Here is a 14,585-nt window from a genome sequence, read left to right as displayed (position 1 = left end):
TCGGATGCAGCGCGGATCCGGGCCGCATCCGACCAATGGCGACGCGCCGGTCCGAAAACGGCGCGAAAACCGGCCGGCTGCCTACACCTTGGTCCCGGCAACCACCGTGGCGGTGGACCGGAGCCGGATGGCGCCGTCGTGCTCATAGCGGCCCAGCAACGCGAATACGTCCGAGCGGATCAAAGCCCGAGACTTCTCGTCCGCCTTGGCCAGCCCCATCGCCACTGTGGTCGCGATGTCGGTCATGAATTCCCAATAGCTCTCCGGGGATTCGAACACGAGGTCGGTGCTGACCTTGCGCTCGGTCACGTCTACCAGCCCGGCGTCCGTGAACATCCGCGTCATGAACCCGGTGGGTGCACAGCGGAAAAGCCCCGGAGTCCCTGCGGGCGCAATGGGCAGCTCGCGGTGCCGGGCAATCGTGCCCAGGATCAGGCTGGCCCACGGGTTCTCGGCGGCGCGTCCCCAGACGACGGCGCCGACCCGGGCGCCCGGCTTGGCGGTGCGCGCCATCTCGCGCATGGCCGCGGACATGACCGGAAAGAACATCAAACCGAAGCGGCAGTACACGGCGTCAAACGTGTTGTCACCAAAGGGCATGGCAGCAGCGTCGCAAACCTTGAAGTCCAGGTTGTGCAGGCCCCGGGTCAATGCCTTTTCTTCGGCCACGCGGAGCATACCGGCGGAAATGTCAGCGAGGACCACCCGCCCGTCCGGCACCTGACCGGCCACATTGAGTGCAGGTTCCCCCGTGCCTGCCGCGACATCCAGGACCCAGGAGTTGGGGCGCAGCCGGAGCTCCTCGAGCAGGGCGTCCCCGAACGGGGCATGCCAGTCAAGCAGTTCAACGTCCCACTTCTTCCAGCCCGCCGAGAACTCATCCCAGAGCAGGCGCTGCTGGTCGCGAACGCGGTCGGCTGAGGCTAACATGGCGGATCCTTGGCTCGTCTGTTCCTAGCCCTAGTCTGCTCCCGGAACGGGTCTCCGGCAATGAGTCGAAGGGCAGTAGGCTTAACGGCATGTCTTCCCACGAAACCCCCGGCACCGCAGGCACCGAACCCCACGGGGAGTCAGCCCCCGGCAGCGTCCCGGAGCGACGCGAGGTCACCGTCCGGCGGGCGCCGAAGTACGTGCCGTTCCTGATCCTGGGCGGGCTCGTAGGCGTTGTTGCGGCGGCCATCATCGCCTACGCCCTCCCGGGTGATGCCAGCTACGACAGCGGCTCCGTATTTGGTTTCTTCATGGTCCTTTGCGCGGCCGGCGGCGTCATTCTAGGTGCCGTGGCGGCCTTGGTGCTGGACCGGATCAGCGTCCGCCGCGCCGAGCGCGCCGTCGTCGAGTCCGTTCCGGACTCCGCACCCGACGCCGACGGCGAGAACCGCGCCTGAGCCGCGCCTGAGCCTGCCGGCAGGTCATAAACCGGGCGCCGGAAAAGTCTTAGCGCACATCGTGAGATAATCGACCAGTGGCACGCGGCGATGGAAAACTTTCTCATGATCTTCTCCCAGGCGAAAAAGGCCCTCAGGACGCATGCGGCGTCTTTGGGGTCTGGGCACCCGGTGAAGAAGTAGCAAAACTCACCTATTACGGGCTGTATGCATTGCAGCACCGTGGTCAGGAGTCGGCTGGTATTGCAACCAGCGACGGCAAGCGGATCAACGTCTACAAAGACATGGGCCTCGTATCCCAGGTCTTCGACGAGGCTACGCTAAACACCCTGACCGGGCACCTGGCCGTCGGCCACTGCCGCTATTCCACTACGGGTGCGAGCCACTGGGCCAACGCCCAGCCCACCTTGGGCGCGACCTCCACGGGCACCGTGGCGCTGGCCCACAACGGCAATCTGACGAACACGGCCGAGCTCAAAGCCATGATCACGGACCGCAACGGCGGAAACCTGAGCGGCGAGATGAAACAGGGCAACACCTCGGACACCGCCCTGGTCACGGCGCTCCTGGAGGGTGAAGCGGGAAAGTCCCTAGAACAGACCGCCCTGGAGCTCCTGCCCAAGATCAAGGGCGGCTTCTGCTTCGTCTTCATGGATGAGGGAACCCTCTACGCGGCCCGCGACACATACGGCATCCGCCCGCTGTGCCTCGGCCGGCTGGAGCGCGGCTGGGTGGTCGCCTCCGAGCAGTCAGCCCTGGCCACGGTCGGCGCGAGCTTCATCCGCGAAATCGAGCCCGGCGAATTCATCGCGATCGACGAGGACGGCGTCCGCTCCCAGCGCTTCGCCGACGCGACCCCGGCCGGCTGCGTCTTCGAGTACGTCTACCTTGCCCGCCCGGACGCCGCCATTGCCGGCCGCTCGGTCTACGAATCCCGGGTGGAGATGGGCCGCCAGCTGGCCCGCGAGAACACCCAGGAAGCGGACATTGTCATTCCGGTCCCGGAATCCGGCACGCCCGCCGCTGTGGGCTACGCCGAGGAATCCGGCATCCCCTTCGCGCACGGCTTCGTCAAGAACGCCTACGTGGGCCGCACCTTCATCCAGCCGTCACAGACCCTGCGGCAGCTCGGCATCCGGCTCAAGCTCAACGCCCTGGAATCGGTGATCCGCGGCAAGCGCGTGGTGGTAGTGGACGACTCGATCGTCCGCGGCAACACCCAGCGTGCCATCGTCCGGATGCTCCGCGAAGCCGGCGCCGCCTCCGTGCACGTCAAGATCTCCTCCCCGCCGGTGCAGTGGCCGTGCTTCTACGGCATCGACTTCGCCTCCCGCGCGGAACTGATCGCCAACGGCGCCACCATCGACGAGATCTCCCAGGCGATCGGCGCCGACTCGCTGGCCTACATCTCCGAGGACGGCATGATCGCCGCCACCCGGCAGCCGCGCGAACGCCTCTGCACCGCCTGCTTCACCGGCAAGTACCCGATCGAGCTGCCCGGCGCAGACAAGCTCGGCAAGAACCTGCTCGAGCGCACGGACCTCGGCGGTCTTCCCGCCGCCGGCGGAGCTGCTCCCGGAGCGGACGCTTCCGCGCCGGCCGCACCGGCAGAGGCCGCGTCCGACTCCCCCGACGCCGAACCCGGCACCTCGATCTCGGACGACCCGGCCGAGAAGGCCGGCGCCACGGGCTGCGATCCGGGGCCGGACTCCGAATTCGAAGAACTGCTCACCGATGCCGACCGCGTCACCAAAGCCGACAAGAAAGAGCCAGTATGACTTCCGCCTCCCCGGCCGCTGACATGAACGCCGCCCAGAACGCCGGCATCACCTACGCCTCCGCCGGCGTCGACGTCGAAGCGGGAGACCGCGCCGTCGAACTCATGAAGGATGCCGTGAAGGCAACCCACAACGCCTCGGTGATCGGCGGCGTCGGCGGGTTCGCAGGTCTTTACGACGTCTCCCGGCTGCTGACCTACAAGCGGCCCCTCCTGGCCACGTCCACCGACGGGGTCGGCACCAAGGTGGCCATTGCGCAGGCCATGGACATCCACGACACCATCGGGTTTGACCTCGTCGGCATGGTGGTGGACGACATCGTCGTGGTCGGCGCCGAGCCGCTGTACATGACCGACTACATCGCCTGCGGCAAGGTCGTGCCGGAACGTATCGCGGACATCGTTCGCGGCATCGCGGCCGCCTGCTCGGTCGCCGGTACGGCCCTGGTGGGCGGCGAGACCGCCGAACACCCCGGCCTGCTCGGCGAAAATGAGTACGACGTCGCCGGTGCAGCCACCGGCGTGGTCGAGGCCGAAGCCCTGCTGGGTCCGGACCGTGTCCGCGCCGGCGACGTCGTGATCGGTATGGCCTCCTCGGGCCTGCACTCCAACGGCTACTCCCTGGTCCGCCGCGTCATCAACCACGCAGGCTGGGCCTTGGACCGCCAGGTCTCCGAACTCGGCCGCACCCTGGGCGAGGAGCTCCTTGAGCCCACCCGCGTCTACGCCGCCGACTGCCTGGACCTCGCCCGCACCTTCCCGGTGAACGGCTCCGCGGGCGGCAAGGCCGTGCACGGCTTCAGCCACGTCACTGGCGGCGGCCTCGCGGCCAACCTCGCCCGCGTCCTCCCGCAGGGCCTGCTGGCCACCGTTGACCGCGCCACGTGGGAACTGCCGGCTATCTTCAAGCTGGTCTCCGAGCTCGGCAACGTCCCGCTGGCCGACCTCGAGCGCACCCTGAACCTGGGCGTGGGCATGGTAGCCATCGTTTCGCCGGAGGCCGCCGACGCCGCCGTGAACCGGCTCAACGACCGCGGCCTGCCGTCCTGGATCATGGGCACGGTGGAGGAGAACTCGGATTCGATCATCAAGTCCGGCCCCGACTACGTCCAGGGCGCCAAGGGCGTCGACGGCGGCGCGGTCCGCCTGGTCAACGCCTACGCCTAAAGGCCCCGACCCGACGTCGAGTGCTCCATAACTGCCGTTTTGAGACCTGAAAACGGCAGTTATGGGGCACTCGATGCGCTTAAGCCGCGGCCCTAAACCTCCAGCACGCTGAAGACGCCGCCCTGCGGGTCCCTGAGCGTGGCGATGGTGCCGGATTCCTCGGCGTCCTCCGGTTCTCCCTCATCCGGTGCCACCAGCACGACGCCGCCCGCGGCCACCGCCGCCTTCACTGCTTCCGCGACGTCGGACACGCCGAAGTAGACCTGCCACCCGGGCTGCAGGGTGTCCTGCGCATCGCCGGGCACCCGCGCGATCCCGGCCACCTCGGTGCCGTCCACCATGAGCGTGGTGTACGTGCCGCCGTCGTCCTGGGGGTATTCGGTCACCTCATGCCCGAAGAGCTGCTGGAAGAGCCCGACGGCGGCCTGCGGCTCGGGCGTCAGCAGCTCGGCCCACGCCAGGGCTCCGGTCTCCTGGCTCCGGGCAGCTCCGAAGTGGCTGCCCGCCTGCCAGGCACCCGTGGTTCCGCCGCCGGGCGGGGCAAAGAAGACCATGACGCCGGTGTCGCCGACGGCCTCGGGGCCGAACTCAAGATGTCCGGAGGAATGGGCCAGTTCGGCAGCCAGGTCCTGGGCGTCGTCGGTGGCGAAATACACGTTCCAGCAGCCCGGTTGGCCCGCGGATTCCTGCCCGGGGGTCTGCGGGGCGATGACGCTCACGAGGTCATCGCCGAGGAAGGCCTTCGCATAACTGCGCCCGTCCGGGGTGGGCAGGTTTACGTAACGCCAGCCGAAAACTTCAGCGTAGAAGGCCTTCGCCGCCTCCACGTCGCTGGTCTGGAGGTCCGTCCAGCAGAGTTCGCCCTCGGCGAATCCTGTGCGCATGGTCATGGCTGTCCTTCCGGGCGTCGGCGTCGTGTCCGGGAAAATCCGGCACGATCAACGTAGCCCGGGGCCCCGGCGGTGACAACTGCGCGGCGTCGCGACGTGGTCCGTCCGGGGGATTAAGAAAAGCCGCCGGCCACGCCTGAAGCACAGGTGTGGCCGGCGGCCTGAAAATCTATGGCTGGCACCGCAGTGCCGGAAGGTTCCCCCCGGACAAAGCTCCCGGGAGGAAGCGTCGACTAACCAATCCGACGGGTATCTACCTCGTCGTCGTCGTCTTCCAAATCGTCCGCGTACTTATCCACATACGCCGAATAATCCGGCTCGACCGGGTCATCCGTGAAGTGGTTCGTGGCACGACTTCCCGGGCCCGTGAGCTCGCGCTGAAGGGCCGAATAGTCAGTGTTCGGGGAGTAGTACTTGATGTCCCGAGCCTGCTTGGTAGCTTTTGCCTTTTGACGGCCGCGCCCCATGGCGTGACCCCCTTTTGTACTTGGACCGGAGGTGGTCACCTTTGGCGATCGGTGAGGCCCCGGAATGTTTGGTCAATTTGTCGTACACCTAGATTACATGCTTTCGGCGTCAACTGCTTGCCGGGCCGCCGCCTGTGGACAGTGTTGCGCCTCCGGAAGCCGCCGTCCCAGCCCCCGGCGTATGCGCCCCGACTCGCTTCTTCGATAGAGTTTCGTGATGTGCGCCCGGAAAAGGGTGACAATGCCGGGCCTCCAGCCCCGGCAAAGATGCACGGAAGTGGTGAATTTCTCAGTGACTGAAGAGAATCCAAGGCACGACGTCGGGGCCGTCCCGCCGCCGCCTTCGAGGCTGCCGACGTCCGCCCTACCCGTTGTGACGGCCGACCCGGAACGGACCGCGACATCTCCGGCGGATACGATCGCCGGGATGCCCCAGGCCGACGACTCGGCCACGAAACCGCCCGCGGCCAACCGCCTGTCCACGAAGCTCTCAGGCGTCCGCCTCACCGGCATCACCACAGCAATCTCAGACACCGCACGCCCCCTTGCCTGCCGGATCCGCCGGCAAGGGGCCAAGCGGCTCGGCATGGCCGCGGGTGTGCTCGTCGTCCTCGGGTTTCTGGTGTGGTGGGCGGTGGCCTCCTTTGCCGGCAGCGCCCAGCCCTCCGCGGATGGCAGCAGCCCGACCCCCGCACCCTCGTCGGCGTCGGCGTCGGCGTCGGCCAGCCGGGGAGCCTTGCCGCTGGAAGGCGTCAGCCCCCTGGACTTCCAGTTGCGTGACTGCTTCAAGGACTTCGACCCGAATGCCGAGCAGTCCACGATCGTGGACTGCTCCACCGGCCATTCGGCCCAGTTGGTCGCCGTGGAGAGGTACGCGGCAGATGACTCCTACCCCGGTCGGGATGCGCTCAAGCAGAAGGCGCGCGATGCCTGCAAGGACGCACCCCTGACAGACAAGGCCGGCGACTACGCGCTGAGCTACAAGCTGGCCTACCCGAGTTCGAGCAGTTGGAACAAGGGCGACCGCCGGGTGGACTGCTATGCCGTGACGGACGGCGGGAACGTCATCATGGAGTCCCTGCTTCCCTAGAGCCCTGCCCCACCCTGCCCGGCCCTGGCCTGGCGTGGCGTGGCCTTAGCGAACCGGGCTTAGCGCACTGGCAGCCGGGATGACCCGGCTGCCAGTGGCGTTTAACTTTCTGTTTCTGGCGGCGCCTACTCCTTGCGCCGGACCGAGAGGCCGCTGCCGGTGGACGCGCCGCCGTCGGGCCGGTCTGTGACCGCCGGCCCGCCCATGGTGAGTTCCATGAGGTCGGGCGCGGTGTCCACCACAACCGTGTCGCCGTCGGAGATCTCGCCGGCCAGGATGGCTTTGGCCAGCCGGTCGCCGATCTCGCGCTGCACCAGCCGGCGCAGCGGCCGGGCGCCATAGGCGGGATCGAAGCCGGTTACCGCCAGCCACGCGCGGGCGCCCTCGGTGACTTCAAGGTTCAGCCTGCGGCCCTTGAGTCGTTCGCCCAGCTCCTTGACCTGCAGCTCCACAATGCGGGACAGCTCCTCCACGCTCAGCGGATCGAACAGCACGACTTCATCCAGCCGGTTCAGGAACTCCGGCTTGAAGGAGGCGTGCACGGTGGCCATGACGGCGTTCTTCTTGGCCTCGGCGTCGAGGGTGGGGTCCACCAGGAACTGGCTGCCCAGGTTCGAGGTGAGCACCAGGATCACGTTGCGGAAGTCCACAGTGCGACCCTGGCCGTCGGTGAGACGGCCGTCGTCGAGCACCTGCAGGAGAATGTCGAAGACCTCCGGGTGGGCCTTTTCCACTTCATCGAGCAGCAGCACCGAGTAGGGCCGGCGCCGGACGGCCTCGGTCAGCTGGCCGCCTTCCTCGTAGCCGACGTACCCGGGAGGGGCCCCGACGAGGCGCGCCACGGAGTGCTTTTCCGAGTATTCGGACATGTCGATCCGCACCATCGCGCGCTCGTCGTCGAAGAGAAAGTCGGCGAGGGACTTGGCGAGCTCGGTCTTGCCGACGCCGGTGGGACCGAGGAACAGGAACGAGCCGGTGGGCCGGTTGGGATCGCTGATTCCGGCGCGGGCGCGGCGTACGGCGTCGGAGACCGCGGCGACGGCCTTCTTCTGGCCGATCAGCCGCTCGCCCAGGACGTGCTCCATGTCCAGCAGCTTCTGGCTCTCGCCCTGCAGCATGCGCCCGGCGGGAATGCCGGTCCAGGCCGAAATGACCTCGGCGATGTCGTCGGCGGTGACCTCGTCGGCCACCATGAGATCCTGCTTGGCCCCGCCGCCGGCCACCCGGGCCGACTCCGCCTCAGCGGCTTCATTGAGTTCCCGTTCGAGGGCGGGCAGTTCGCCGTAAAGGATCCGCGAGGCCGCCTCGAGGTCGCCTTCGCGTTGGAACTTCTCGGCGGCGGAGCGCAGTTCGTCGATTCTGGCTTTGAGGTCGCCGACGCGGTTTAGGCCGGCTTTCTCGGCTTCCCAGCGGGCGTTAAGGGCGGCCAGCTCTTCATTTTTGTCCGCTTTGTCCGCCCGGATCGCGGCGAGTCTCTCCATCGATGCGGGATCGGTTTCATTGGCCAGGGCCAGTTCCTCCATGGTCAGGCGGTCCACGGAGCGGCGCAGCTGGTCGATCTCCTCCGGGGCGGAATCGATCTCCATGCGCAGCCGGGACGCTGCCTCGTCCACGAGGTCGATCGCCTTGTCCGGCAGCTGCCGCCCGGAGATGTAGCGGTTGGAAAGCGTGGCGGCGGCGACCAGTGCGGAGTCGGCGATGGCGACCTTGTGGTGGGCCTCGTAGCGCTCCTTGAGGCCGCGCAGGATGCCGATGGTGTCCTCCACGCTTGGCTCCCCGACGAAGACCTGCTGGAAGCGGCGTTCCAGGGCGGGATCCTTTTCGATGTTCTCGCGGTATTCATCCAGAGTGGTGGCGCCGATCAGCCGGAGCTCGCCGCGGGCCAGCATGGGCTTGAGCATGTTGCCGGCGTCCATGGAGCTGTCCCCGGAGGCACCGGCCCCGACCACCGTATGGATCTCGTCGATGAACGTGACGATCTGGCCCTCGGAGCTCTTGATTTCCTCCAGGACGGCCTTGAGCCGCTCCTCGAATTCGCCGCGGTATTTGGCGCCGGCCACCATGGATGCAAGGTCCAGGGCGATCAGGGTTTTGCCGCGCAGGCTTTCGGGGACGTCTCCGGCGACGATCCGCTGGGCAAGTCCTTCGACGACGGCGGTCTTACCCACGCCGGGTTCGCCGATGATGACGGGGTTGTTCTTGGTGCGGCGGCTCAGGACCTGGATGATGCGGCGGATCTCGGCGTCGCGGCCGATCACCGGATCCAGCTTTCCGGAGCGGGCGATCGCGGTGAGGTCGGTGCCGTATTTCTCCAGCGCCTGGAAGGTGTTCTCGGGGTCGGCGTTGTCGACCTTGCGGTCGCCGCGGACGCCGGGCAGGGCGGCGAGCAGAGCCTCGTGGGAGGCACCGGCGTCGCGCATGAGCTTGCCGACGGCGTCACTTCCGGATGCCAGCCCCAGCAGCAGGTGCTCGGTGGAGACGAAGGTGTCGCCGAGGCGCTCGGCCTCGTTCTGGGCATTCTTGATGGCCTGCAGGGCGGTGCGGGACAGCTGCGGCTGCTGCACAGAGCTGCCGGAGGTGGACGGAAGTGACTTGATGGCGGAGCTGGCCTGGACGCTGACAGAATCCGGGTCCGTCCCCGTGGCGCGGAGCAGTGCGACGGCAACGCCCTCCCGCTGATCCATGAGCGCCTTGAGCAGATGGGCAGGCTCAAGCTGCGGGTTTCCCGCCGTCGAGGCGTTCATGGCGGCAGCCGCAAGAGCCTCCTGGCTCTTGGTGGTGAATTTGGCGTCCAAAGAGAGCTCCTTCCGGGAACATGCTGATATTAAAGTTGAGTCTACTCCACTCAACTTTGCATTGGGTCCCTTTGGGTCCATGTTTGCCGACGGCGAAACAGCTGTCTAGGGCCGGAGTCCCCCGCCTGCACGGGCCGCGCTGGACCGCGGGGCCCGTGGGTGCGGGGGTGCGGGGTGCGGGGCCCGGGCCGCAGGGGCAGGGGGCCAGGGGGCCAGGGGGCGCGGGGCCCGGGCCGCACACCTGCGACCCTGTCCGCTGCTGCCACGGAACATGCGCTCCGCTGCGACACGGACCGCTGCTGCCGCGGAACATGCGCTCCGCTGTCCGCCAGGAATGGACATAATCCCACTATGTCCACTGTTCGGATCCAGGAATGAACATGTCCCGTCCATACGGGCGCGAAAAACGAGCATGGCCCTGGATTCGGCGCTGGGAATGAGCATGTCCCCACAGGCCACAGCAGGCCGATGCCCATGCCCACCGTTCGAATCAAAGCCTGGACATGCCCAATTCACCCGGGCGCGAGAAATGAGCATGCCCACCCGAGCCCGCATCCAGAATGAGCATGCCCACCCGAGCCTGCACCCAAAATGAGCAGGGTCGGCACCAAGAATGAACCCGTCCGCCACCCCAGGGCCGGCCAATGAGCATGCCCGGCGCCCCAAGGGCCGGCCAATGAGCATGTCTGGCGCCCCTCGACGCGCAGCGATGAATTGCTTTGTGCCCCTGAAGTTGGGCGTTAATGCCCACGCCCTCCGCACCGCGTTGAAGGCTGGACATGTCGCCCCTTACACCGTGTGACAGAGGGGCATGTCCTCCGCTGAAGCTCGTGGCTGCGGGACATGGCCGCGGCTGACCTGCACGAGTGGACATCCTCCCCTCATGCCCAGTCGTGGATCTGAAAACTGGACATGTCCGCTGCTGGGTAGGCGACCGCTGGACATGTCCTCCGTAGTCGGCGCGACCACCGGATATGTCCGCAACCAGGGCCGGACGCGGGGCATGTCCCGCAGCGGAGCCTGGCGGACCGCAGCAGGGCTTGGCAGACCTCGGCTCAGCCAGCCCCGCCGGCAAGGAGCGGCACGCCGGCAAGGAGCGGCGCGCCGGGAAGGAGTGGCACGGCGGCCGGGTCCCCCAAGGAACCAGCCGTCGGGCCAATCACTCCCACCTCCAAAGCTTGTCATATGTTTGACAAAATTGTCACACGACGCTCCGGGGCACGCGGGAGCTCGTCGGTATTGTGGAATGCATGAACGAGACGTCGGCACCGCAGAATCCCGGGCACCGGAGTGTCTTCCTAGACAAGGAACATCCTGCCGCCTGGCGTGCGCTCAACGGTCTGGGTCTGAAAGCCAAAGAAGCTGCCGCAGAGGCCGGCCTGGACGGGAAGCTGATCGAGCTGCTCAATGTCCGTATTTCGCAGATCAACGGCTGCGCCTACTGCCTGGATCTGCATGTCGGCGATGCCGTCAAGAACGGCGAGTCGGCCCAGCGCCTGGCCGTACTCACCGCCTGGCGCGACACCGCCCTCTTTTCCGACAAGGAACGGGCAGCCCTGACCCTGGCCGAGGCCATCACCACCATCTCCGACGCCCACGCCCGCGACCGCGAGGGCGCCCAGGCCCGCAGGCACCTGACAGCCGAGGAGTTCTCTGCCGTCAGCTGGCTGGCGATCACGATGAACGCGTTCAACCGTGTCTCCATCGTCAGCCAGCATCCGGTCCGCGCCGCCCGGGACTAACCAGCCCGGGACTAACCAGCACCAGCCGCGCCAACCACCCCCTGCCAAGACAAAAACCTACGCCGGGTAGATGGACACCGCCGCGGCCTTGACCACGAAGTAGGCCTCCAGCCCCGGTGCCAGGCCGAGGTCCGCGGAGGCGGCCGGCGTAATGTCGGCCGCCAACTCGCCGGCGCGGACCCGTATCTGGTCCCCGTGCGGCTCAAGGTCAGTAAGCCTCACCCGGAACGAGTTCCGCGGGCTGCCGTGCGCTTCGGAGAGGAAAACGGACACGGCCGACGGCGGGAATGCGGCCACGCCTGCCTGCCCGGGGACGAGCGGTGCATCATGCTGGCCGGCAAATTCCAGCCCCTCGGGCGAACGGATACCGGCGGCGGTAACGGTACCGGCCACCAGGTTCAGCCCGGCGAGACCGGCGGCGAATCGGCTGCGCGGGCGCCGGAGCACCTCGCGGACCGGGCCTTCCTCGGTGATCCTGCCCTCTTCCAGGACGATCACCCGGTCGGCGAGCATGTAGGCATCCAGGACGTCGTGGGTGACAACGACGGCCCGGCGCCCGGCGAGGACGCGCCTGAGCAGCCGGCGCAGCAGCGGCGCGGCGTGGATGTCCAGGGCCGCCATGGGTTCATCCAGGAGCAGCACCTCGGGGTCGGCGGCCAGCGCGCGTGCCACGGCCACCCGCTGTGCCTGGCCTCCGGAGAGTTCCCCGGGCCGCCGGGACGCGAGGTCGAGGGCGTCGACTTCGGCCAGCCAGCGCCGCGCGGTTTCCCGGGCCGCTGCCCTGGGCACGCCGGCGCTGCGGGGGCCGAAGGCCACGTTGTCCAGCGCGCTCAGGTGCGGAAACAGCAGCGGCTCCTGCGCCAGGAGGGCGGTGCCGCGCCGGTGGGGCGCCGTCCAGGTGTTCGTCGCGGGGCCGAGGTCGAACAGGACCTTGCCGTCCACCTCGCCCCTGCCCGTATCCGGCCGGAGCAGGCCCGCAATGACCGACAGCAGCGTGGACTTGCCGGCCCCGTTGGGGCCCAGCACGGCTACGGTTTCCCCCGGCGCCAGGCTCATGGACACGTCAAAGCCGCGGGCGGCAATGGCGGCGTCAATCCGGACACTCACGGCGCCACTCTCTCCGGTGCCGGCTCCGGCGCCCCGTCCCGCGTTGCGCGCTCAGCCCCGCTGGGTCCGCGCCCGCCGGCCGCCCCGGGGCGCCGGTAGGACAGCCCGACGACGGCGACCGCCACCGCGACAAGAAGCAGGGACAGCGCGACGGCGGCATCGGCGTCGGTCTCGCGCTGCAGGTAGATCTCCAGCGGCAGGGTCCGGGTGACGCCCTGCAGGCTGCCGGCAAACGTGAGCGTGGCGCCGAATTCGCCAAGGCTGCGCGCGAACGAAAGTACGGCGCCGGACGCCAGCCCGGGCAGCACCAGGGGAAGGGTTACGCGGCGCAGCACCGTGGTGGGGCGGGCGCCCAGAGTCGCGGCGACGGCCTCGTACCGGCTCCCGGCCGAGCGCAGGGCCCCTTCAAGGCTCACCACCAGGAACGGCAGTGCGACGAAGGTCTGGGCCAGGACCACCGCCGTCGTCGAAAAGGCGACCTGGATACCGGCCAGTTCCAGCGAGCGGCCGAGCAGACCCTGCCGGCCAAAAGTGTAGAGCAGCGCGATGCCGCCGACGACGGGCGGCAGGACGAGCGGCAGCAGCACGAAGGAGCGGAGGAGCCGCTGACCGCGGAACTGTCCGCGGGCCAGGACTAGGGCCAGCGGCACGCCCAGCACGATGCACAGCACCGTGCTGGCCGCGGAGGTGCGCAGGCTCAATCCCAGCGCGGTCAGGGACGACTCCGACGTGACCAGCGGCAGGAACTCCGCCCAGTTGACCTTCGCGACGATGGCGGCCAGGGGCAGCAGGACGAACAGGGCCCCCGCCGCGGCGAGGACGTAGATCCAGCGCGGGACACCCTGATAGCCGTGCCTCATGCGCGTCTCACGGCGTGCCGAACCCGGCATCGCTCAGGACCTTTTTACCTTCGGCACCGGTAACGAGTGCGGTGAAGGCCGCGGCCAGTTCCTTATTCTTGCTGGAACCGACCGTGGCGATGGGGTAGGTGTTGATGGCCTTGTCCGCTTCGGCGAAGGGAATCCCCTTGACCTTGTCACCGGCAGCCTTGACGTCCGTGACGTAGACGATGCCGGCGTCGGCCTCGCCCGAAGTGACTTTGCCCAGGACGTCGGTGACGGAGGATTCCTCGCTGACCGGTTTCAGCGTCACGCCGGTGGCTTTCTCGACGGCGGCGGTGGCGGTACCGCAGGGGACCTGGCCGGCGCAGACCACCACCCGGACCCCGGGACGGGCAAGGTCGGCGAAAGACGCGATCGAGGCCGGGTTGGCCGGCGGGACGGCGATCGCCAGGACGTTGGTGGCGAAAGTCGCGGCCGCACCGTCCAACAGGCCGGTGTCAGCGAGCTTGGCCATGTTCTTGGTGTCCGCCGAGGCAAAAACGTCCGCGGGGGCTCCCTGGCTGATCTGGGTGACGAGGTCGGATGACCCGGCGAAACTCAACGCCACTTTCGTGCCCGGGTGACTTTCCTCGAAGGTGGTGGCGAGTTTGGTGAAGGGGGCCTTCAGCGATGCTGCAGCGAACACGGTGAGAGTCTTCCCGGAGTCACTGGCCGCGGGATTTTGGCCGGTTGATGGGGCGCAACCGGCGGCGGCAGCGGCCATGGCTGCAGCCATGGCGACGGCAGCGATCCTCGTGCGGAGGCTCATGCGAGGCTCTTTCCCTTGGGCGTTTCAATGATCACTGTGGTGGCCTTAACGACGGCGGTGGCGACGGAGCCGAGTTCCAGCCCGAGGTCTCGCACGGCTTCGCTGCTCATCAGTGACACGACGCGGAAAGGCCCGCACTGCAGCTCCACCTGCGCCATCACGGTATCGGCCGTAATGGCGGTCACGAGTCCCACGAAACGGTTCCGGGCGGAGCTGCCCGCCCGGGCAGGGTCCTCCGGAAGCTGGGCCTGTTCCCGGGCGAGCCGGGCGAGCTCGAGCCCGTCCACAGCTAGCCGGCCGGAATCATCCTTGAGCGGGGTCAGGCTTCCCTGTTCGATCCAGCGCCGGACGGTGTCGTCACTAACGCCGAGAAAGCGGGCTGCTTCGGAGACGCGAATCTTGGGCATAACTCCACACTATTCCTCATTTGCGGTTTATTCACTGAGAAATATCCGCATAAGCAGGATTTGTGACGCCGGGCATGGCACGCCGGAGCCCTCCCGGCCGGCGTA

At 67.8% G+C, this 14,585-nt stretch carries 13 protein-coding genes; 5 read left to right on the top strand and 8 right to left on the bottom strand.

All coding sequences use genetic code 11. From position 1 onward, the window contains the following. Positions 1–81 precede the first annotated feature (81 nt). A complete protein-coding gene (locus tag ACVWZ7_RS13280; RefSeq protein ID WP_456508111.1) occupies positions 82–930 on the bottom strand; it encodes a class I SAM-dependent methyltransferase in 849 nt (282 codons plus the stop codon). Between the two features lie 89 nt (positions 931–1,019). Here ACVWZ7_RS13280 and ACVWZ7_RS13275 point away from each other — a divergent pair, with 89 nt between their 5' ends. The 3 genes from ACVWZ7_RS13275 to purM all read left to right on the top strand — a co-directional run bounded on the left by ACVWZ7_RS13275 (position 1,020) and on the right by purM (position 4,332). After that, a complete protein-coding gene (locus ACVWZ7_RS13275) occupies positions 1,020–1,388 on the top strand; it encodes a hypothetical protein (protein WP_116767206.1) in 369 nt (122 codons plus the stop codon). Positions 1,389–1,465: 77 nt separating this feature from the next. After that, the gene (gene purF, locus ACVWZ7_RS13270; RefSeq protein WP_456508110.1) at positions 1,466–3,166 is read left to right on the top strand and encodes an amidophosphoribosyltransferase; all 1,701 of its coding nucleotides are present in this window, start codon (positions 1,466–1,468) and stop codon (positions 3,164–3,166) included. After that, a complete protein-coding gene (gene purM / locus ACVWZ7_RS13265) occupies positions 3,163–4,332 on the top strand; it encodes a phosphoribosylformylglycinamidine cyclo-ligase (protein WP_456508109.1) in 1,170 nt (389 codons plus the stop codon). Before purF ends, purM begins: the two co-directional genes overlap by 4 nt. Positions 4,333–4,424: 92 nt before the next feature. Here the strand turns inward: purM and ACVWZ7_RS13260 are convergent, their stop codons facing one another. Further along, entirely contained in the window at positions 4,425–5,222 is a 798-nt protein-coding gene (locus ACVWZ7_RS13260; protein WP_456508108.1) for a VOC family protein, read from the bottom strand. A gap of 233 nt (positions 5,223–5,455) precedes the next feature. Continuing rightward, the gene (locus ACVWZ7_RS13255; RefSeq protein WP_116767215.1) at positions 5,456–5,689 is read right to left on the bottom strand and encodes a DUF3073 domain-containing protein; all 234 of its coding nucleotides are present in this window, start codon (positions 5,687–5,689) and stop codon (positions 5,456–5,458) included. Between the two features lie 292 nt (positions 5,690–5,981). Between ACVWZ7_RS13255 and ACVWZ7_RS13250 the strand changes: the two genes are divergently transcribed. After that, positions 5,982–6,779: a septum formation family protein gene (locus tag ACVWZ7_RS13250; RefSeq protein ID WP_456508107.1), complete on the top strand. Its 798-nt coding sequence runs from the start codon at positions 5,982–5,984 to the stop codon at positions 6,777–6,779. Between the two features lie 125 nt (positions 6,780–6,904). On the opposite strand, the gene clpB is transcribed toward ACVWZ7_RS13250, so the two are convergent. Next, complete coding sequence (gene clpB / locus ACVWZ7_RS13245; protein WP_456508106.1) at positions 6,905–9,574, bottom strand: ATP-dependent chaperone ClpB; 2,670 nt, start codon at positions 9,572–9,574, stop codon at positions 6,905–6,907. A gap of 1,250 nt (positions 9,575–10,824) precedes the next feature. Here clpB and ACVWZ7_RS13240 point away from each other — a divergent pair. Then, positions 10,825–11,316 (top strand): carboxymuconolactone decarboxylase family protein, encoded by a 492-nt coding sequence (locus ACVWZ7_RS13240; RefSeq protein ID WP_344365862.1) that lies wholly within the window; start codon positions 10,825–10,827, stop codon positions 11,314–11,316. A gap of 57 nt (positions 11,317–11,373) precedes the next feature. On the opposite strand, the gene ACVWZ7_RS13235 is transcribed toward ACVWZ7_RS13240, so the two are convergent. From ACVWZ7_RS13235 to ACVWZ7_RS13220, 4 genes are read right to left on the bottom strand one after another with little or no spacing between them, the layout of a single operon-like run. Beyond that, the gene (locus tag ACVWZ7_RS13235) at positions 11,374–12,423 is read right to left on the bottom strand and encodes a sulfate/molybdate ABC transporter ATP-binding protein (protein ID WP_456508105.1); all 1,050 of its coding nucleotides are present in this window, start codon (positions 12,421–12,423) and stop codon (positions 11,374–11,376) included. Continuing rightward, complete coding sequence (locus ACVWZ7_RS13230; RefSeq protein ID WP_456508104.1) at positions 12,420–13,283, bottom strand: ABC transporter permease; 864 nt, start codon at positions 13,281–13,283, stop codon at positions 12,420–12,422. The genes ACVWZ7_RS13235 and ACVWZ7_RS13230 overlap by 4 nt, the downstream gene beginning before the upstream one ends. Positions 13,284–13,290: 7 nt before the next feature. Continuing rightward, positions 13,291–14,073 (bottom strand): molybdate ABC transporter substrate-binding protein, encoded by a 783-nt coding sequence (gene modA, locus ACVWZ7_RS13225; protein WP_456508103.1) that lies wholly within the window; start codon positions 14,071–14,073, stop codon positions 13,291–13,293. Then, positions 14,070–14,480 carry a TOBE domain-containing protein gene (locus ACVWZ7_RS13220; protein WP_456508102.1) on the bottom strand — a complete coding sequence of 137 codons (411 nt, stop codon included), beginning with the start codon at positions 14,478–14,480 and terminating at the stop codon, positions 14,070–14,072. Before ACVWZ7_RS13220 ends, modA begins: the two co-directional genes overlap by 4 nt. Positions 14,481–14,585 lie beyond the last annotated feature (105 nt).

The organism is Arthrobacter sp. TE12232 (genome assembly GCF_054062615.1).
Note: the sequence above shows the minus strand (reverse complement) of the source record. Positions and strands in the feature narration are given on the sequence as shown.

Bases quoted from the DNA above. Each gene is read 5' to 3' on its own strand.
- ACVWZ7_RS13280 (WP_456508111.1), bottom strand. From the start codon at position 930: ATGTTAGCCTCAGCCGACCGCGTTCGCGACCAGCAGCGCCTGCTCTGG.
- ACVWZ7_RS13275 (WP_116767206.1), top strand. From the start codon at position 1,020: ATGTCTTCCCACGAAACCCCCGGCACCGCAGGCACCGAACCCCACGGG.
- purM (WP_456508109.1), top strand. From the start codon at position 3,163: ATGACTTCCGCCTCCCCGGCCGCTGACATGAACGCCGCCCAGAACGCC.
- ACVWZ7_RS13260 (WP_456508108.1), bottom strand. From the start codon at position 5,222: ATGACCATGCGCACAGGATTCGCCGAGGGCGAACTCTGCTGGACGGAC.
- ACVWZ7_RS13255 (WP_116767215.1), bottom strand. From the start codon at position 5,689: ATGGGGCGCGGCCGTCAAAAGGCAAAAGCTACCAAGCAGGCTCGGGAC.
- ACVWZ7_RS13240 (WP_344365862.1), top strand. From the start codon at position 10,825: ATGAACGAGACGTCGGCACCGCAGAATCCCGGGCACCGGAGTGTCTTC.
- ACVWZ7_RS13230 (WP_456508104.1), bottom strand. From the start codon at position 13,283: ATGAGGCACGGCTATCAGGGTGTCCCGCGCTGGATCTACGTCCTCGCC.
- modA (WP_456508103.1), bottom strand. From the start codon at position 14,073: ATGAGCCTCCGCACGAGGATCGCTGCCGTCGCCATGGCTGCAGCCATG.
- ACVWZ7_RS13220 (WP_456508102.1), bottom strand. From the start codon at position 14,480: ATGCCCAAGATTCGCGTCTCCGAAGCAGCCCGCTTTCTCGGCGTTAGT.